The 19,285-nt window shown below is 38.2% G+C and carries 19 protein-coding genes; 17 read left to right on the top strand and 2 right to left on the bottom strand.

The features are described from left to right. The first annotated feature begins 66 nt into the window (after positions 1–66). From NC797_RS09675 to nth, 17 genes are all read left to right on the top strand, one after another. Positions 67–417, top strand: coding sequence for a nucleotide pyrophosphohydrolase (locus tag NC797_RS09675; RefSeq protein WP_272436578.1), 351 nt, complete (start codon positions 67–69; stop codon positions 415–417). Then, the gene (dapB, locus tag NC797_RS09670; RefSeq protein WP_272436577.1) at positions 410–1,210 is read left to right on the top strand and encodes a 4-hydroxy-tetrahydrodipicolinate reductase; all 801 of its coding nucleotides are present in this window, start codon (positions 410–412) and stop codon (positions 1,208–1,210) included. The genes NC797_RS09675 and dapB overlap by 8 nt, the downstream gene beginning before the upstream one ends. Before the next feature lie 11 nt (positions 1,211–1,221). Next, on the top strand, positions 1,222–1,647 hold the full coding sequence (mgsA, locus tag NC797_RS09665) for a methylglyoxal synthase (RefSeq protein WP_272436576.1): 426 nt from the start codon (positions 1,222–1,224) through the stop codon (positions 1,645–1,647). Beyond that, entirely contained in the window at positions 1,596–2,798 is a 1,203-nt protein-coding gene (bshA, locus tag NC797_RS09660; RefSeq protein WP_272436575.1) for an N-acetyl-alpha-D-glucosaminyl L-malate synthase BshA, read from the top strand. The genes mgsA and bshA overlap by 52 nt, the downstream gene beginning before the upstream one ends. Continuing rightward, positions 2,776–3,984, top strand: a complete 1,209-nt coding sequence (locus tag NC797_RS09655) for a CCA tRNA nucleotidyltransferase (protein ID WP_272436574.1) — start codon at positions 2,776–2,778, stop codon at positions 3,982–3,984. The genes bshA and NC797_RS09655 overlap by 23 nt, the downstream gene beginning before the upstream one ends. Next, a complete protein-coding gene (locus NC797_RS09650) occupies positions 3,960–4,934 on the top strand; it encodes a biotin--[acetyl-CoA-carboxylase] ligase (protein ID WP_272436573.1) in 975 nt (324 codons plus the stop codon). The genes NC797_RS09655 and NC797_RS09650 overlap by 25 nt, the downstream gene beginning before the upstream one ends. Before the next feature lie 14 nt (positions 4,935–4,948). Beyond that, a complete protein-coding gene (gene panB / locus NC797_RS09645) occupies positions 4,949–5,785 on the top strand; it encodes a 3-methyl-2-oxobutanoate hydroxymethyltransferase (protein ID WP_272436572.1) in 837 nt (278 codons plus the stop codon). A gap of 1 nt (position 5,786) precedes the next feature. Then, complete coding sequence (gene panC / locus NC797_RS09640; RefSeq protein ID WP_272436571.1) at positions 5,787–6,656, top strand: pantoate--beta-alanine ligase; 870 nt, start codon at positions 5,787–5,789, stop codon at positions 6,654–6,656. 14 nt (positions 6,657–6,670) lie between these two features. Next, complete coding sequence (panD, locus tag NC797_RS09635; protein WP_272436570.1) at positions 6,671–7,054, top strand: aspartate 1-decarboxylase; 384 nt, start codon at positions 6,671–6,673, stop codon at positions 7,052–7,054. 62 nt (positions 7,055–7,116) lie between these two features. Next, a complete protein-coding gene (gene dinG, locus NC797_RS09630) occupies positions 7,117–9,912 on the top strand; it encodes an ATP-dependent DNA helicase DinG (RefSeq protein WP_272436569.1) in 2,796 nt (931 codons plus the stop codon). Between the two features lie 53 nt (positions 9,913–9,965). Continuing rightward, entirely contained in the window at positions 9,966–10,781 is an 816-nt protein-coding gene (locus NC797_RS09625; RefSeq protein ID WP_272436568.1) for a ComEC/Rec2 family competence protein, read from the top strand. Positions 10,782–11,127: 346 nt separating this feature from the next. After that, a complete protein-coding gene (locus tag NC797_RS09620; protein ID WP_272436567.1) occupies positions 11,128–11,301 on the top strand; it encodes a YpmA family protein in 174 nt (57 codons plus the stop codon). Next, positions 11,267–11,791 carry a cell wall elongation regulator TseB-like domain-containing protein gene (locus tag NC797_RS09615; RefSeq protein ID WP_272436566.1) on the top strand — a complete coding sequence of 175 codons (525 nt, stop codon included), beginning with the start codon at positions 11,267–11,269 and terminating at the stop codon, positions 11,789–11,791. Before NC797_RS09620 ends, NC797_RS09615 begins: the two co-directional genes overlap by 35 nt. Before the next feature lie 18 nt (positions 11,792–11,809). Continuing rightward, positions 11,810–12,994, top strand: a complete 1,185-nt coding sequence (locus NC797_RS09610) for a pyridoxal phosphate-dependent aminotransferase (protein ID WP_272436565.1) — start codon at positions 11,810–11,812, stop codon at positions 12,992–12,994. A 16-nt stretch (positions 12,995–13,010) separates the two neighbouring features. Further along, complete coding sequence (asnS, locus tag NC797_RS09605; RefSeq protein WP_272436564.1) at positions 13,011–14,303, top strand: asparagine--tRNA ligase; 1,293 nt, start codon at positions 13,011–13,013, stop codon at positions 14,301–14,303. A gap of 134 nt (positions 14,304–14,437) precedes the next feature. Then, positions 14,438–15,130, top strand: coding sequence for a DnaD domain-containing protein (locus tag NC797_RS09600; RefSeq protein ID WP_272436563.1), 693 nt, complete (start codon positions 14,438–14,440; stop codon positions 15,128–15,130). 11 nt (positions 15,131–15,141) lie between these two features. Beyond that, positions 15,142–15,807, top strand: coding sequence for an endonuclease III (gene nth, locus NC797_RS09595; RefSeq protein ID WP_272436562.1), 666 nt, complete (start codon positions 15,142–15,144; stop codon positions 15,805–15,807). 99 nt (positions 15,808–15,906) lie between these two features. Here nth and NC797_RS09590 read toward each other — a convergent pair whose 3' ends face one another. Both NC797_RS09590 and recU read right to left on the bottom strand, forming a co-directional pair. Continuing rightward, positions 15,907–18,594, bottom strand: a complete 2,688-nt coding sequence (locus tag NC797_RS09590) for a transglycosylase domain-containing protein (protein ID WP_272436561.1) — start codon at positions 18,592–18,594, stop codon at positions 15,907–15,909. A 38-nt stretch (positions 18,595–18,632) separates the two neighbouring features. Then, on the bottom strand, positions 18,633–19,223 hold the full coding sequence (gene recU, locus NC797_RS09585) for a Holliday junction resolvase RecU (protein ID WP_272436560.1): 591 nt from the start codon (positions 19,221–19,223) through the stop codon (positions 18,633–18,635). Between the last annotated feature and the right edge of the window lie 62 nt (positions 19,224–19,285).

Below are 19,285 nucleotides of genomic sequence, written 5' to 3'. Positions count from 1 at the left end.
ACGAAGAGATGCGCCGCTTATCATTTGATGACTTTTTGAACAACCTCTAAAAGGAGTATCATTTTTATGAAAGAAAATACCTATTCAACACAGAAGATGCAAGCAAGGGTGGACGATTATATTTCCCAATTTGAAGAAGGTTACTTTTCCCCTTTGAGTATGATGGCTAGATTAACAGAGGAAGTGGGGGAAATGGCAAGGGAGGTCAATCATTATTACGGAGAAAAGCAAAAAAAAGAGTCTGAAGATCCAAACACGTTAGAGGAAGAACTTGGCGATTTATTGTTTGTCATGGTTTGCTTTGCTAATTCCCTTAACATAAGTATATCTGAAGCGTTTGAACGCTCTATGTTAAAATTTGAAACAAGAGATAAAGATCGTTGGACAAGAGTAGACGAGGAGGCAAATGATGAGTAGAATTAAAGTAATTGTTGCAGGACCCCGTGGCAAAATGGGAAGTGAAGCTCTAAGGATGATAGAAAAAGCAAATGACTTAGAATTAGTTGGTTGTATTGACCGAAAAAACGCAGGAAAAAGAGTACAGGATGTCGATGAACTTCCTTCCTTTGATGCCATTATTTTTGATGACATTGAGACATGTATCCAATCGGTGAATCCGGATGTACTTATTGATTTAACGACCCCAAAGGTTGGTTTTCTACATACAAAATTAGCAATTGAAAATGGTGTACGTCCAGTTGTTGGAACGACTGGTTTTACGAAACAACAGATTGATGAATTAACTGGACTAGCTGAAGATAAAGGAATTGGGGCGGTAATTGCACCAAACTTCGCCATTGGTGCTGTGTTAATGATGCAGTTTTCAAAATGGGCGGCAAAATATTTCCCTGATGTAGAGATTATCGAACGTCACCATGATCACAAGTTAGACGCGCCTTCTGGAACAGCAGTAAAAACAGCACAACTGATTCAGGAGGTACGTGAACCGAAAAAACAGGGACATCCAAATGAACAAGAAACACTGTCTGGTGCTCGTGGAGCAGAAATAGATGGAATGCATATCCATAGTGTGCGCTTACCTGGACTTGTTGCCCATCAGGAAGTTGTCTTCGGTGGCCCTGGTGAAAACTTAACGATTAAACACGACTCGTTCCATCGAGAATCTTTTATGACTGGTGTGAAGCTAGCAGTTGATCAGGTTGTAAAATTAGATTTATTAGTTTATGGATTAGAAAATTTATTGGAATGAGGAGGTCGTACATGAATATCGCACTGATCGCTCACGATAGAAAGAAAAAAGATATGGTTCAGTTCACAACTGCATATCAACACATTTTGAAAAACCATTCTCTTTTTGCGACAGGAACAACAGGGTTGAAAATTCATGAGGCAACAGGCTTGGACATTCACAGATTTCAATCTGGCCCACTTGGCGGTGACCAACAAATTGGGGCTATGGTGGCAAAAAACGATATGGACGTCGTACTTTTTTTTCGGGATCCGCTTACTTCCCAGCCACATGAACCCGATATCATCGCATTAATACGACTTTGTGACGTATATCAAATTCCACTAGCAACTAATATGGCAGCAGGAGAAATCATTATCCGCGCATTAGAAAAAGGCGAGCTTCAATGGAGGGAAATCGTGCATCAAAAAAGAAAAAAAGAAAGTGGTTTGGAATGAAGATAGGGATCACTTGCTACCCATCAGTTGGTGGTTCGGGCATTATTGCTACCGAGTTAGGAAAGTTACTGGCAGAACGAGGACACGACATTCATTTTATTACTTCAAGTGTTCCATTTCGGTTAAATGAAATTTATCCGAACATATATTTTCATGAAGTAGAGGTGAATCACTATCCCGTTTTTCAGTACCCACCATATGATCTTTCCTTGGCAAATAAAATGGCAGAAGTAATGGATCAGGAAAAACTAGATATTCTACATGTTCATTATGCAATGCCACACGCAGTTTGTGCCATTTTAGCTAGAGATATAGCACAGCACAAGGTGAAAATTGTGACAACATTACACGGTACCGATATTACCGTACTTGGCATTGACAAAAGTTTGAAGAAAATGATTAAACATGGGATAGAACAATCTGACGTTGTGACAGCGGTGAGTAAAAGCCTGGTAGAACAAACACAGCAAATGCTTGATGTTTCAAAAGATATTCATGTTGTGTACAATTTCGTTAATGAAGCAGAATATTACCGGAGTGAAAATAAGAAGTTGAAATTGGAGTATGGGATAAAAGATGAGGAAAAGGTCATCATTCATATTTCTAATTTTAGAAAAGTAAAACGTGTAGAAGATGTTATATTAGCGTTTGAAAAAATAAAGAAACAGATTCCAGCAAAGCTGTTACTCGTTGGTGATGGGCCAGAACATTCAGAGATCTATCAACTTGTGCAAGAAAAAGGACTGCAACAAAACGTTTTATTTTTAGGTAAACAACGAAACATTCCGCAATTGTTCTCTATTGCAGATTTAAAGTTACTTTTATCCGAAAAAGAAAGCTTTGGTCTCGTTTTACTTGAAGCAATGGCTTGCGGAGTACCCGGGATTGGAACAAAGATTGGTGGAATACCAGAGGTGATTGTCGACGGTGTGAATGGCCATTTGGTTGAACTCGGAGACATTGATGATGTTTGTTCCAAAGCGATCAAGCTATTATCTAACCCAGATCAATGGAGACAATTTTCGGAAGCTGCGATAGGTTATGTACATGATCATTTTAACTCAAAGCGAATTTTAAATGAATTTTTAACACTATATGAGCTGGCATTAAAAACTACTGGTGATGAAAATGAAAAACAAAGTATTTCATAAAGCGGAACCAATTCTGCGTACTTTACAGCAAGCGGGATATGAAGCGTATATCGTCGGTGGTGCAGTACGAGATTTTTTGGTTGGCCGACCAATTGGAGATATTGATATTACAACATCTGCTACACCTGAGCAGGTAATGAACTTGTTTTCAAAAGTGGTACCGATCGGAATAAAGCATGGAACTGTTGCTGTGTTACAAAAAGGAGAACCCTACGAAATAACTACGTACAGAACGGAAGGAAACTACTCTGACCACCGACATCCAGATAACGTGGATTTCGTTGATTCGATTCAAACTGATTTGGCTAGGAGAGACTTTACGATCAATGCGATTGCAATGGATATGCAAGGTGATATCGTAGATCCGTTTCATGGACGTACCGATATAAAAAATCGGCTAATCCAAACAGTTGGTCCTCCAAAGGATCGATTTAAAGAGGATCCGTTACGGATGATGCGCGCTATTCGTTTCGTTAGCCAACTAGGTTTCCAGTTAGAGGGAAAAACGCTCATTGGACTATCTGAATGCGCCCATTGGTTAGACAAAATGGCTGTTGAAAGAATAAAAGTGGAGTTTGAAAAAATGTGGGCAGGATCTTTTTTGGATCAAGCATTACCAATCATCGAACAAACAGAAATAGATCGTTACATTCCTGTTTTTCGGGAAAAAAAGGGACGATTCCAAAAGCTCGTTCCTGCCTCGATTCAGCCGTTAGCATATATCTATGAATCGATAGCATTGTTTGTCTTACTCGATTCAAATATTTCCATCGAAACATGGACAAATAAATGGAAATGTTCAAAAAAAGAAAAATCAAACGTTAAACGACTCGTACAAGCAGTTCAGATGTTGGAAAAGGATGGATTAACCAACTGGCTTGTTTATAACTTAGATCGCAATTTATATACAAGCTTGGTGCGAATTGTCACCATTTTAAAGCCGCACTGCTCTGTTACGGAGGAGGATATAAAGGCTATTTGGGGGAGCCTTCCATTGCGAAATCGCCGAGAGCTGGCTATCAGTGGAACCGATTTACTGACGTTTTTTCCAGTTAGGACAAAGGGTGCTTGGATTGGCCGCTATTTACAAATGGTGGAGAGGATGGTCGTAATGGGGGATTTAAAAAATGAAAAAACCGAGATAAAGGAGTGGGTAACGAAATGGAATCCACCCGAAATGACCTAATCGAATTACTTGAAAAAAATAAGGATGATTATGTTTCAGGACAGGAGCTATCGAGGCAGTTAAATATTTCTAGAACCGCTGTTTGGAAGCACATGAAGGAACTGGAGAAAGATGGGTATATGATTGAAGCTGTATCAAGGAAAGGATATCGTATCACTCAATTTCCAAGCAAGCTTAGTCCAAACACCATTCAATGGGGCTTACATACAAACTGGATCGGCAAGAAAATTATTCACCGAGAACAAGTAGATTCGACACAGATCATTGCGAACCAGCTTGCAAGAGAGGGGGCTGAGCATGGAACCATTGTGATAGCGGATGAGCAAACAGCTGGCAAAGGAAGAATGAGCCGGCCGTGGCATTCTGCAAAAGGGAAAGGAATTTGGATGAGTATCGTTTTGCGCCCAAACATGATGCCCCAACACGCACCACAGCTGACCCTATTGACAGCGACAGTACTTGCAGAATGCATTGATCACTACATGGGAGTTAGGCCGTCTATTAAATGGCCAAACGACATTTTTATTCATGGCAAAAAAACAGCTGGGATATTAACAGAGATGCAGGCGGAACAAGATCGGATTCAATATGTAGTACTAGGTATTGGAATCAATGTCAATCAAGACGAACACGACATACCACCAGAGCTTCGCAGTATTGCCACATCTGTGAAACAAGAAACCAACCAAGAGTGGGATTTAAGAGAAAGCATTCAACATATTCTTTCAGGATTCGAAGTCTCGTATGAACACTATATGGCAAATGGTTTCGCACACATTAAACAAACATGGGAAAAATATGGGTATAGAATAGGGGAAACCGTAACAGTCGAAACGTTGCAGCGTACTTGGCAAACAGTAATCGTAGGAATAGCAGAAGACGGAGCACTCCTCATAAAAGAAGAGGATGGTAACGTGGATAAGCTCTATTCTGCAGAAATCCAGTGGTGAAGGAGGATTTTTAGATGAAAAATAAAAACCATCTCCAAAAGATGAAAGAAAACAAAGAAAAAATTGCGATGATGACAGCATATGACTATCCTTCCGCAAAGCTTTGTCAACAGTCTGAAGTGGACATGATCTTAGTAGGAGACTCACTTGGAATGGTAGTTCTTGGATATGATTCAACGATCCAGGTCACGGTAGAGGATATGATTCATCACGGAAAAGCAGTAAAACGTGGTGCAGATGATACGTTTATCGTAGTAGACATGCCATTTATGTCCTATCATCTGTCAATTGAAAACTCGCTCATGAATGCAAAGCGTTTGTATCAAGAAACAGGGGGACAAGCATTAAAACTGGAAGGCGGATCCCAAGAAGTGATCACCCTTGTTGAAAAACTGACCAATGCAGGCATTCCTGTTGTTGGTCACCTTGGGCTTACCCCACAATCTGTCAATGTGTTGGGCGGATACAAAGTACAAGGTAAAGACAAAGAAAAGGCGCAAAAACTTTTCGATCAAGCACTTCAATTAGAGAAAAGTGGAGCAATGGCTCTTGTCCTTGAATGTGTACCAAAAGAACTTGCAGAGATGGTGACGAATGTACTTTCGATTCCAACGATCGGAATTGGAGCAGGTAACATGTGTGATGGTCAAGTTCTCGTTTATCACGATGTGCTATATTATGGGGTCAATCGTTTACCAAAGTTTGTGAAAAAATATGGAGATGTAAATGGTGCTACAACTACCGCCATACAAGCATATGTTTCTGAGGTAAAGACAGGAAGCTTTCCAACTGCTGAACACTCTTTCACAATGGACCCCCAAGCATTACCAGATAAAAAACTGGAGGATTAGTATGAAAGTTATACGAACCATTCAAGAAATGCAACAATACGCTCAAGCAATAAAGCAGGAACGGAAATCAATTGGCTTTGTGCCAACAATGGGTTATTTACATGAAGGTCATGAAAGTTTGATGATGGAAGCCCGTAAAAACAACGATATTGTGATTATGAGCATTTTTGTAAACCCGCTACAATTTGGTCCAAATGAAGATTATGATCGTTATCCACGAGATGAAGCGAGAGATCAAAAGATTGCGGAACAGAATCAAGTAGATGTACTATTTATCCCATCAGTAGACGACATGTATCCACAGGAACAAACAATTCAGATGAAGGTTATTAGACGCGTGAATGTCATGTGTGGGAAATCAAGGGAAGGGCATTTTGACGGTGTTGCGACAGTGTTAACAAAGCTGTTCCATCTTACATATCCAAATCGGGTATATTTTGGAATGAAGGATGCACAACAAGTGGCCGTTACTGCTGCACTTATTACGGATTTGAATTTTCCAATAGAGCTTATCCCAGTACCAACCGTTAGAGAACAGGATGGACTAGCTAAGAGTAGTAGAAATGTTCATTTATCAAAGTCTGAGCGATCAGAAGCAAAGTATCTTTATCAGGCACTTTTAAAAGGGCAAAAGTTAGTAGTTGACGGAGAAAAAAATCCTGCTAATATTGTTAAAGAGGTAAAGAATATGATAGATCACCACATAAATGGTAAGCTAGATTATGTAGAACTTTTACAGTTTCCTAGCTTGGAACCACTAAGTACCATCGATCAACAGGTTATATTAGCAGCTGCTGTTTATTTTAACAATGCACGCTTGATTGATAACCTCGTTTTTAATAAAGACGGTATGCTGACATCGCGTATTTAATAGGGGGAGATATTTTGTTTCGTACTATGATGAAGGCCAAGATTCATCGCGCACATGTAACAGAAGCGAATTTAAACTACGTAGGTAGTATTACAATTGATCAACAAATAATGGAACAAGTAGGAATATTGCCACACGAAAAAGTTCAAGTAGTAAACAATAATAATGGAGAACGATTAGAAACATATGTCATTCCTGGAGAAAGAGGCTCTGGGGTAGTTTGTTTAAATGGTGCAGCTGCACGATTGGTTCAAAAGGGAGATGTTGTCATAATTGTTTCCTATGCTATGCTGCAAGAGGAAGAACTTATTCATTTTAAACCAAAAATCGCTTTAATGAATGAAAAGAATGAAGTCGTAGAATTACTTGAAGAAGAACCCCCTTTAACGATAGGCTAACGGCAAGCTAGAATCCTTGAACACGTATTGGAATAAACTTTTAACACCGCGGAGATGATCATTTGGACAAATTTGTCGTAGTGGATATAGAAACAACAGGGCAAACACCGTCTCAAGGTGACCAGATGATTGAAATTGGAATGGTAATGGTAGAAAATGGGCAGCTAGTTGATGAATATACCACATTGTTGCATCCTTTAAAGGAAATCCCATCCTTTATTTCAAACTTAACGGGGATTTGTGATCAAGATGTTGTGGATGCTCCTTCCTTTAAAGACGTTGCTGATGATGTTTTGACCTATTTTGCTGACGCCTATCTTGTTGCACATAACGTTCCTTTTGACCTTGGCTTTTTAAACTACGAACTACAATCATTAGGACACCCACCGATCAAACAACCTGTTATTGATACTGTTGAGCTTGCTAGAATATTGTTGCCGAAAGCACCAGGGTACAAGTTAGGGCAATTATCTGATTATTTGTCACTGCAACATAATGATCCACATCGAGCATTGTCTGATGCGTATGTAACGGCAAAGCTGCTCTTACATTTATTTCAAAAAATGGAGCAGCTTCCATATGAGACCCTTCATCAATTGCAACGATTTGAACAAAGTTTCAAGAGTGATCTTTCTGAACTCCTTGAAAATAAAATGGATAACGCTTCCTTTGAAGAAGAACGTCATGATCTGGAAATCTTTAGAGGCATTGCAATAAAAAAAGAGGCAGTAGCAACCACGTCTGAGCAAGGAATACTGCCCACTTTTGGAGAAATGCTGGATGAAATATACCCGCTCAATGGTTCAATTGATCACCAAATACCACACTATGAAGAACGAACAGGGCAGCGCGTAATGTCTGAAACAATTTTTGATGCATTCCGGGCAAAAAAACACGCTTTAATCGAAGCTGGTACTGGAACGGGTAAGTCATTAGCATATTTACTTCCTGCGATCTTTGAATCTGTACAAACAGGGAAACGCATTGTCATCAGTACGCATTTAACGCAATTGCAATCCCAACTGTTAGACAAAGAAATCCCGCTTTTAAAGCAGGTGTTAACCTTTCCTTTTGAGGTGGCACTGCTCAAAGGAAGACAACATTACATTAGCTTAAAAAAATTTGAAAAAGAACTTTTTTCCGAACAACAGGGGAATTATGATATTGTTCTATCGAAGATGATTTTACTTGTTTGGTTAACCGAAACGACAACAGGGGATATCGATGAGATACAATTACCTTCTAGCGGAGCGATTCTTTTCAACAGAATATCCTCTGAAGCGGAAGGAGTTGCAGATCCTACATCTCCTTGGTTTTCGAGATCGTTTTATCAACGAGCAAAGAGACAGGCACAAAAAGCGAATGTCATTATTGTCAATCATGCATTACTTTGTACCGATATGACGAATGATTTTCAGCTTTTACCTACATATAAAAAGGCAATTATTGATGAAGCACATCAATTAGAAGCTACAGCTGCTAAACATTTTGGTCTAAAAATCGATTATGTAACGATACAATATTTGCTTAATAACGTTGGCAAGATTCAAGAAGGGTCTCTGATTAGCCGATTAACAAGAGAACATGAGATATTGGATGAGTTTTATCATAAAAGCGACTGGAATCAATTGTTGGAATTCACGAAGTTAGAAACAGACGATTTATTCCGTTCTATTTTTCGCTATGTGACAAGGCAAATGAAGAGAAAATCAGATTATACAGACGTTGGTCGCGTTCAATATAGATTTGACAACCACGCTAACACCGACAGCAAATGGTCTGTCATAAAGGAAATGACAGCAAGACTGACTTTCTATGTAAGAGATGTCATTCATTATCTTTACCAGTTTTATGAAAAAGCCAAACAAATCAACGCCGATTTAGAAGATGAATTTGAGGAATTACAGACACATATCGATCGCTTGCAAGAAGTTATTGATCACCTAGAAGAACTATTTTTATCTTATAATGAAGATGATGTAAAATGGATTGAAATAGATGCTCACGGTGCCAAAAATGCTGTATATATATACAAGGAACCAATTCATGTTTCGGATAGGCTTGCTGAGGCATTATTTCAAAAAAAGGAAAGCATCATTTTAACGAGTGCAACGTTAACAGTAAATGGATCTTTTGCTTATATAAAAGAGCGATTAGGCTTAACAAATTCCGAGCCGGTCACGGACATAGTAGAATCCTCCTATCCATATGAAAAACAAGTACAACTAATGGTACCAAATGATTTCCCAAACTTGAAGGAAGGAAAACAAGAAGCATTTATTTATGCAACATGTGAAGCAATTTATTCTTTGGCTACTGTGACAAACGGAAGGATGTTAGTCTTATTTACTTCTTATGATATGCTTAGAAAAGCACACAAAATTTTTAAAGACTTCATGGAAGAACAGGAATTTATCGTAATTGCTCAAGGTATTTCCAGTGGAAGTCGCTCCAGATTAAAAAAGAATTTTCAAGCTTTCGACAAAGCAATTTTATTAGGAACGAGTTCTTTTTGGGAAGGAATTGATATTCCAGGCGAAGCTTTATCGTGCATCGTCATTGTACGATTACCCTTTCAACCACCCAATCATCCGACATATCAGGCAAAAGCGGAGCAAATGAAAGCGGATGGTAAAAATCCATTTATGGATGTGGCACTCCCAAATGCTGTTATTCGTTTTAGACAAGGATTTGGACGTTTAATCCGAGCTAGTACCGATCGAGGAATTGTGTTTGTGTGCGATGACCGAATGATGAAAGCAAGATATGGCAGCTATTTCACTGCATCTATACCTACTGTTCCCATTACCTACGATTCCACTAATATCCTAATTGAAAAAGCTTCAAGTTGGTTATAAAAAGAAGTTTTACATAAGCTATAAATAGCTTTTGTTAGGTAGGTGATGGACATTTGAAGAACTATTTTCTTCTGTTTATAACTATGTTTAGTCTCGTTTTATTTCTAGCCCCTACATCAGGGTATAGCAGTCAAGTCCTTACAGAAAAGCAAGTACAGTTTACCTTTTTCGACCTTCCTGATGGGGAGGCAACACTAATTCGTACTGGCAAAGGGAAAAGTATTTTAATTAACACTGGTTCAATAGAGAGCGAAGAACAATTATTAAAACAGCTTCAAGAGAGAAACATGAAACAAATCAATACACTTATTTTAACGAAACAAACGAGTGATTATTGTGGGAATGCCACAAGGGTAATGGACAGATATAACATACAACAAATCATCTATACAGGCGAACTAAATGGCACTTGCGAAATACCAGAAAAGAAACGTGAAAAGTGGAAAACTGGTGACCTTCGAGAATTAAGTGAAGGGCTCTTTTTTCGTGTACTGCATGCAGAAAATACTGGTGAAATGGCATTAGGAATCACATATGGAGATACCTCGATCATGTATTTAAGTAATAGTGATCTTAAAGATGAGAAATATTTATTGAAATATTCATTAGATCCTGAAATTTTAAAAATTGGTGATTATGGAAGTGGAAATTCGCCAAGTGAGAAATTTTTGTCCAAAACGGACCCACATGTCAGTATCATGTTTCATTGTAAAAAATGTAAAACAAATGTGGATTTACTTGAACGATTAGAGGAATCGTGGATCGAAGTATACCAATTGGATCGTATTGGTACAACTACCCTAGAAATAACTCCGCATGATTACGATATATTCTTATCTAAAAACTTACTAAAATGGGATGGAGATTAGAACTTTTTTGGATCAAGATTGAACTCCCCGTAATCTGATCAGTGAGCTTTTCGTTTAAATCATTCCTTTTGCGGGGAGTACTTTAAGAGGTAATTCAAAAAGTCACCAGTTAAGGGAATGTTTTTTTTAAAAAAAGAACTGCACGCATTTTTGCGTGCAGTGAAAGGTATGGGATAGGGTTATTTTGTTGAAAAACACGAAAACCTCATCAAAAATGGAATGCAAACTGATATAATGAGTAAGGTATTGCTTTTTCAACGTTATTTCTATTTTGAGTTAAAATCGAATTGCTATGTCTAACAATTTTTGATAAACGATCGAATTTAGTATGGAGGGAAGAAATAAGATGGAAAACAATAAGGTGGAAACATTGTCAACCGTACGGATCCAGAATGCAGAGGATCTTTACAAAATAGTGGATTGCTTAAATAGAACGTTAAAAGAACAAAATTTAATGTTTGGGTTAGCATTGGATGACCAAGAAGATGGAAAAGCGATTTTTACCATTTACCGTACCTAGTTGGTTGAAGTGGGTCATCGTATGTATGTTGGTAGTTCTTGTTCTTATTTTTTCGTACGGGGTATTCTTGTACAATTCTATTCAGGAAGATAAAACAAAAGGCTTTACTCAATCCAAACAAACAGCTTTATCAGAAACAGCTCTTACAAAGGTAAATGACATACAAAGATTTCACGGAGATGGTTTCTACCATGTTGTGTCAGGGTCGACGAAAGACAATAAAGAAGCTATTGCGTTTGTCCCCGTTGATGATGAGAAAGACATTTCATTCTTTTTGACAGAACAGTTTGTAACAGAGGATGAGATAACAACAAAATGGCGTAAAACGTGTTCAGATTGTCAGTTAGTAAAGACAACACCTGGTATAAATAAGGGGATCCCACTATGGGAATTTACCTACATTGATAACGATAATAGGTATGTCTTTGCATATTTTTATATGGAAACAGGAAAGAGCTATGAGAAAATTCGTTTTAAAACGGTTAATTAATTTAGGAGGGGACCTAGAATGGATCTTGCAAAACGAGTGCAATCATTAACACCATCTTCCACATTAGCGATAACAGCGAAAGCGAAACAACTAAAAGCGGAAGGGCACGATGTTATTGCATTAGGAGCCGGAGAACCAGATTTTAATACACCTGAACATATTCTTGAAGCAGCAAAGGAAGCTATGGACAAAGGACTAACGAAATATACGCCTTCTGGTGGAATTCCAGAATTAAAACAAGCGATTATCGATAAATTTAAAAAAGATCAAAAACTCATGTACAATGCTTCAGAAATTATCGTAACAATTGGAGCAAAACATGCGTTGTATACACTCTTTCAAGTATTACTTAATCGTGGTGATGAGGTCATTGTTCCAGCCCCATATTGGGTAAGCTATCCAGAACAAATAAAACTAGCTGAAGGAAATCCAATTATGATCGAGGGGAAAGAGGACAATGAATTTAAAATCACCCCAGAACAAATTAGAAGTGTCATAACGGATAGAACGAAAGCGATTATACTAAATTCACCGAGCAATCCAACAGGTGTCATCTATACAAGAGAAGAGCTCGATTCAATTGGAGAGGTTTGTCTTGAACATGGACTTCTCATTGTTTCGGATGAAATATATGAAAAATTAGTCTATACGAACCAACCACATGTGTCGATCGCTGAAATATCCGATGCATTAAAAGAGCAAACAATCATTATTAATGGTGTGTCAAAATCACATTCGATGACGGGATGGAGAATAGGCTATGCTGCTGGTTCAGAAAAGTTGATAAAAGCGATGACCAACTTGGCTTCCCATTCCACATCTAACCCAACATCTATTGCCCAGTATGGCGCACTCGCTGCCTACCGAACAGATCAAACAAAGGTGGAAGAAATGAAACAAGCATTTGCTAAGAGACTAAAAGCGTTGTACAACTTGATTATCGATATTCCTGGGGTGGAATGTGTAGAACCACAAGGAGCCTTTTATTTATTTCCAAATGTAAAAAAAGCAGCGGAAATGAATGGTTATGCAACTGTTGACGATTGGGTAAAAGCATTATTAGAAGAAGAAAAAGTTGCTCTAGTACCTGGTTCTGGTTTTGGTGCACCAGAAAATGTAAGGTTCTCGTATGCAACATCTTTAGATCAACTAGAAGAAGCGGCGAAGCGTATCAAGCGCTTTGTGATGAACCACCAATCATAAAGAGGAGGGAACATCTTTGAAAACAACCATTTCACAAGTATCCGAGCATGTGAATCAAGAAGTTACCATCGGTTCTTGGTTAGCGAATAAACGATCAAGTGGAAAGATCGCTTTTTTGCAACTCCGGGATGGAACTGGATTTATCCAAGGTGTGGTAGTGAAAGCAGAGGTGGATGAAGAAACATTCCAACTGGCAAAAAACATGACACAAGAAACATCCCTGTACATAACGGGAACAGTTGTTGAAGATACGCGTTCCCCATTTGGCTATGAGTTGCAAGTGAAACAATTAGAAGTGATCCATGAATCATCAGACTATCCAATTACACCGAAAGAACATGGTACTGAATTTTTAATGGATCATCGACATCTTTGGCTTCGATCCAAAAAGCAGCATGCTATTATGAAAATTAGAAATGACATTATTCGTGCAACATATGAATATTTTAATCAGAATGGTTATGTAAAAATTGATCCACCTATCTTGACTGGTGCTTCAGCAGAAGGAACAACAGAGCTGTTCCACACGAAATATTTTGATGAGGAAGCATACCTCTCACAAAGCGGACAATTGTACATGGAAGCTGCTGCTATGGCTTTTGGTAAGGTTTTTTCTTTTGGACCAACCTTTCGTGCAGAAAAGTCAAAGACAAGAAGGCACTTAATAGAATTTTGGATGATTGAACCAGAAATGGCCTTCATGGATCACGAAGATAGTCTTATTGTACAAGAAGAATATGTTAGTTACATTGCTCAATCCGTGTTAAAAAATTGTAGACTTGAACTTGACGTATTAGAAAGGGATGTATCGAAACTAGAAAATATACAAGCACCCTTCCCGCGGATTACGTATGACGATGCAATAAAGTTGCTTAAGGAAAAAGGCTATGATGACATTGAGTGGGGTGAAGATTTTGGTGCACCACATGAGACAGCTATTGCCGAGAGCTTCGACAAACCTGTCTTTATTACCGAATACCCTGCAAATATAAAGGCATTTTACATGAAACCACACCCTGAACGTCCTGAAGTTGTGCTATGTGCCGATTTAATTGCACCAGAAGGATATGGAGAAATCATAGGAGGCTCCCAGAGAATTGACGACCTTCATTTAATGGAACAGCGCTACAAAGAACATCATTTAACAGGTGATGCATACGAGTGGTATTTAGAACTTCGAAAATACGGAAGTGTACCACATTCAGGTTTCGGATTAGGACTAGAGCGTACTGTTGCCTGGATGTCTGGAGTGGAACATGTTCGAGAAACGATTCCGTTCCCTAGGTTACTCAACCGTTTATATCCATAAAAACAAACCGATGATTCAACCATCCCTTGTCGCAAATTTTGACAAGGGATGGTTTTTTTCAACAATTTTCTAGTGTGCTATATCCTAGTTTGTTATGTATTCATGCTATAATATGTATGAGAGGTGACCGATTTATGGGTAGTAGCTTTGATTTTCAAACTTTCTTAAATGAACAACTAGTGATTCCTGGATCACTTTTTAAAAATTATAAAAAACTTGGATTAAATGAGACAGAAGTAATGGTAATAATGCAACTCCATCGTTTTCAGTCGGAGGGAAACTTCCTCCCTACACCAGGTGATATTGCGCAGTATTTAACAATAACAGAACAAGGCTGTGCAAATATCTTGCGTAAATTGATTCAACGTAATTTTCTCAACATTGTACAATTAAATCATGCACAACAAGTTATAGACGAAACCTATTCGTTAGAAAATTTGTGGCAACAACTTTTTGAAACTGAAAAAGATTCCGAAACGAAAACAAATGTCGATGAACAACAGACAAATGTATTTATTTTATTTGAACAAGAGTTTGGTAGGCCGATTTCTCCGTTTGAAATTGAAATGGTAACGATTTGGTTGGATGAAGATCAACATTCTCCTTCCCTTATTAAAGCTGCACTACGTGAGGCGGTATTAATGGGTAAGCTTAATTTTAAATATATTGATCGAATCTTAAGAGAGTGGAAGAAGAAAGGCATTAAAACAGTTGAGCAAGCAAGAAAACAAAGTAAATCCTTTCACCAACATCAAACGAAAAAAGACGCACAGACAGAGCCAAAAAGAGACGTAACATTGTATTACAATTGGCTGGAGGAGGAATAGGGGGGACGATCATGCTAAACAAACAACAAATCCGGTATTGTTTAGATGTTATGAAAGAAATGTTTCCTAATGCAGAGTGTGAGCTTAGACACAAAAATCCATTTGAATTGGTTATTGCTGTCGTTTTATCCGCACAATGCACGGATGCACTTGTAAACAAAGTAACATTGGATCTTTTTAAAAAATATAAAACTCCTGAAGACTATGTGGCAGTACAATTAGAAGAATTGCAGCAAGATTTACGCTCGATCGGGTTGTATCGTAACAAAGCCAAACATATTCGCAAGCTATGTCAAATGCTAATAGACGAATATGGTGGAGAGGTCCCATCTACAAAAGAGGAATTGATCCAATTAGCAGGTGTAGGAAGAAAAACAGCAAATGTTGTCGCTTCTGTAGCTTTTCATGAACCTGCAATTGCGGTTGATACTCATGTGGAACGCGTATCAAAACGTTTAGGAATTTGTAAGTGGAAGGATTCTGTATTAGAAGTGGAGCAAACGTTAATGCGTAAGGTACCAAAGAATGAGTGGAGCGATACCCACCATCGAATGATTTTTTTCGGACGATACCATTGCAAAGCGAAAAATCCAAACTGTGATACTTGTGCTTTATTAGATTTGTGTAGAGAAGGGCAGAAAAGAATGAAAAAGAGAGAAAGTGAAGTGCATGTGTAGACATGTAGAAACACACTATTAACAAAGGCTTATCACCATTTTGGCGATAAGCCTTTGTTGTTTTAATCTTAAAGTGGTTTCTAAGCGAAGCGTAGGTGCTTAATCATTGCCATCTTGTTCAGGTGGTGGTTGTATCGTTGTTACTTTTACTGTTGAAGGACTGCTCTTACGTTTTTTATTATCTATGGCAGTGACCTCGACGTAATATGTCTCTACAACTTGATCGTTTTCAATTGAGATTACTGCTTTTTGTTCGGCTGTCGTAGTCACGATTTTCATGTCATTTGAACTAGTACCTAGTCGAACCTCAAAGTTAACAGGTTTCCCATTTGGATATTTCCACTGTGCAGTAATGGTTTTTCCAGTCGGATCATATGAAGCAGAAAGATCTTCAACAGGCTTAACAGAATTGTCTCCCTCATCCTCGTTTTCATCTTCATCTTCATCTTTTTTTTCTTCTTTTTCTTTTGGTACTTTCACTTCAACCGTCACAGGATCACTTACATTGTTTTCATTTTCATCACTTGCAACAATAACTTCTATTGTATACGTAGTATCCTGTTCAACGTTACTAATCTCGACTGACTTTTCTTTTGTTGTCGCGAGGTTTTTAAGTGAATCACCTGTTCCAGCGTTGACTTCAAACGATACAGGATTAGCATCATTCATATCTTTATACTTCCACGAGACTTCGATCGATTGTTTGTCCTTGTTATACTTTGCTTTTAATCCTTCTACTGGTTTTAATTTATTGTATTTATCGGATGTTTCAGTTGGTGTGTTTCCCTTTACAAATAATTCTGTAACAATTTCTGATTTTGGTGTGAAATCACTCGGAAGTTTAGCAGGATTTGATCCTTTTTCTACTGCAACTTCGACAACAGAATCAGGCATTACAAAATCAGGTGTGTCTTTCCCTTTAGAGATTTCTAACATCGTTTGTCTAAACAATTCTTTAGCAGCGCCTAAACCACTAGAAGGTATAATCTTGTTATTCTCGTCATAACCAGTCCACACGGAAATTGTATAGTTGGTTGTGTACCCGCTAAACCAGGAATTATTACTGCCATCTTTTCCTTCTATATTTGTTGTACCAGTTTTTCCTGCAACAGGTAATCCACTAATATTGGCAGCAGTACCTGTACCACTATTTACTACTGATTTGAGCATGTCTGTTATCATATAAGCTGTGTACTCTGACATTGCTGCTTTTGATTCTGGCTTAAAATCTATCGTCTTACCATCACTAAACTCGATTTTTGTTACAGAAAAAGGTTTACTGTATATCCCTTCATTTCCAAATGCTCGATAGGCTCCCGCAAGCTCTAGTGGTGTTACTCCAGTAGCTGTTCCACCAATGGCATCCCCGATTTGCATTTGATCATTTGAAAATTCAATCCCTAATCCTTCCGCGAATTTCTGTGCATTACTGTAGCCTACCTCATCTAGCGTTTTCACTGCTGGAACATTTAATGATTCCTTTAAAGCATAACGCATCGTCATCCAACCCTGATTACGATTATTGTAGTTTTGAATGACTTTATCTGTACCAGCGATTGGAAAAGGTTTATCATCATTTAACTGATGGTAGGTAGACCATTTCTTTGTTTCAATAGCAGGCCCATAAGCAGTAATCGGTTTAAAGGTGGACCCAGCCTGCCTGCCATCGCCATCAATTGCATAATTCCAGCCTCTTTGTGTGTCGTCTAATTTCCGACCTCCACCGATTGCTCGAATCGCACCCGTTTTCGTATCTAAAACAGTTAATCCTGCTTGAAATTTATTATCTGGGTAAGTAATAGGGCTTTCTTCACTAAGTAAATATTCGACTTGCTGTTGTGCACTTTGGTCAAGCGTCGTATATACTTTCAAGCTATCTTTGTAAATGTCTGCACCATCCGCTTTTTCCATTACTTCTTCACGTACTTGTTTCAAGAAGGCTTCATATGGGCTAGGGTTTGGTTGATCGTCAATTAACATCGATTCAACTGTAACTTTTTTCGCTTCATTTGCTTCTTTCTCACTAATTTTGTTATGTTGCACCATGAGATCTAGTACAATATTCTTTCTTTCCTGTGCACGCTCTGGATAATTGTATGGATCATAGGCAGAAGGTCGTTGTGGTAGTCCAGCAAGCAAAGCAGCCTCTGGCAACGTTAACTCCTTTAGATCCGTTTTCCCAAAATATATTTCGGCGGCTTTTGCAACCCCATAAGCATTGTTTCCATAAAATATTTTGTTTAAATACATTTCTAGAATGTCTTCTTTTGAATATTTACTGTCAAGTTTAATAGCAAGCCATTGCTCTTGTACTTTTCTTTCTATTGTCTTTTCCGGTGACAAAAAAGAACGTTTTACGACCTGCTGGGTGATCGTACTTGCACCCTGCGATCCGAAACCATCTGTAACATTTGCGATAACGGCAGCGCCAATTCGGCGGAAATCAATTCCAATATGATCAAAGAAGCGTGCATCCTCAGTTGCAATGACAGCATTTACGAGAACGTCAGGTAAATCGTCATACGTAATTTTCGTTCGTTTCTTTGCACCTAAGTCAGCGAATATTTCTTTGTTCATATCATAAACCTTAGTTGAAGACGATTCTTGAAGTAAGGCATCATCTATATCTGGTGCAGCCGCAATATAATACGTGAACAATGCCCCAACTCCAAGTCCTGTTGCCAAAGCAATAATCCCAAAAATGAGCGCAATTTTTTTCCAAAGTGGTCTCTTTTTCTGTTTCAACTGTTTTCTTCTAGCTGTGCGAGATTGGCTGTTTTGTGCCATAACTCATCTTCCTCCGTTCTAAAAGTGCATGGTTACCTTTAAAAGTATACCTGGTCAACAATCGATAAATAATTTACTCTTGCTTGGTATGCAAAAGGAATAAAATACCCGTTTTCACGAATTTGTTCATATTTAATCGATTTGCGTGCACCTTTGAATTGGTTGTCCCAATGTTCAAAAAGGTGATGTGCTTGAAATAAATAAGTTTCATCAAATGCTGCAAAACGAATAATTAAAAAACAGATTCCTCCTTGATTTATAACGGCCTTCATATGATTCACTTGGTGTTGATGAATATTAGAAAGTGGAAAGGATGTTTTATTTTTCGTTTCTTTCGCTTCAAAGTCAACATATTTCCCTCGATACACACCATTATAATCTGTTGTGGACGCCTGTTTAAAGTATCCTTCTTTAATGACTGCAGCACTTCGCTTTGGGTAATCAACCTTTACGATTTGTACTGGTGTTGGCTTCTTATGAATTACTGCTAAACATGCATCCAGATAGTAGTCATTCGTTGCATTGATATCCTCTTCTAAAGTCATTCCTCTGTTACTAAAGATCGTCTCATTTGAGTTCAGTTTCTGACTGGAACGAGGAATTTGTTTGCTCCCGTTCGGATAATTCATTTCTCATTCCTCCTGTACATGTGAGTATCATACCAAAAAATGAATCACTATGAACATAATAA

This window comes from Terrihalobacillus insolitus, from assembly GCF_028416575.1.
In the GTDB taxonomy this organism is placed as follows: domain Bacteria; phylum Bacillota; class Bacilli; order Bacillales; family Amphibacillaceae; genus Terrihalobacillus; species Terrihalobacillus insolitus.
This window is presented reverse-complemented; position numbering and strand designations above follow the sequence as displayed.

Excerpts from the sequence above, each read along its gene's own strand:
- NC797_RS09675 (WP_272436578.1), top strand. The coding sequence starts at position 67 with ATGAAAGAAAATACCTATTCAACACAGAAGATGCAAGCAAGGGTGGAC.
- dapB (WP_272436577.1), top strand. The coding sequence starts at position 410 with ATGAGTAGAATTAAAGTAATTGTTGCAGGACCCCGTGGCAAAATGGGA.
- mgsA (WP_272436576.1), top strand. The coding sequence starts at position 1,222 with ATGAATATCGCACTGATCGCTCACGATAGAAAGAAAAAAGATATGGTT.
- bshA (WP_272436575.1), top strand. The coding sequence starts at position 1,596 with ATGGAGGGAAATCGTGCATCAAAAAAGAAAAAAAGAAAGTGGTTTGGA.
- NC797_RS09655 (WP_272436574.1), top strand. The coding sequence starts at position 2,776 with ATGAAAAACAAAGTATTTCATAAAGCGGAACCAATTCTGCGTACTTTA.
- NC797_RS09650 (WP_272436573.1), top strand. The coding sequence starts at position 3,960 with ATGGAATCCACCCGAAATGACCTAATCGAATTACTTGAAAAAAATAAG.
- panB (WP_272436572.1), top strand. The coding sequence starts at position 4,949 with ATGAAAAATAAAAACCATCTCCAAAAGATGAAAGAAAACAAAGAAAAA.
- panC (WP_272436571.1), top strand. The coding sequence starts at position 5,787 with ATGAAAGTTATACGAACCATTCAAGAAATGCAACAATACGCTCAAGCA.
- NC797_RS09620 (WP_272436567.1), top strand. The coding sequence starts at position 11,128 with ATGGAAAACAATAAGGTGGAAACATTGTCAACCGTACGGATCCAGAAT.
- NC797_RS09615 (WP_272436566.1), top strand. The coding sequence starts at position 11,267 with ATGGAAAAGCGATTTTTACCATTTACCGTACCTAGTTGGTTGAAGTGG.
- NC797_RS09610 (WP_272436565.1), top strand. The coding sequence starts at position 11,810 with ATGGATCTTGCAAAACGAGTGCAATCATTAACACCATCTTCCACATTA.
- NC797_RS09600 (WP_272436563.1), top strand. The coding sequence starts at position 14,438 with ATGGGTAGTAGCTTTGATTTTCAAACTTTCTTAAATGAACAACTAGTG.
- nth (WP_272436562.1), top strand. The coding sequence starts at position 15,142 with ATGCTAAACAAACAACAAATCCGGTATTGTTTAGATGTTATGAAAGAA.
- NC797_RS09590 (WP_272436561.1), bottom strand. The coding sequence starts at position 18,594 with ATGGCACAAAACAGCCAATCTCGCACAGCTAGAAGAAAACAGTTGAAA.
- recU (WP_272436560.1), bottom strand. The coding sequence starts at position 19,223 with ATGAATTATCCGAACGGGAGCAAACAAATTCCTCGTTCCAGTCAGAAA.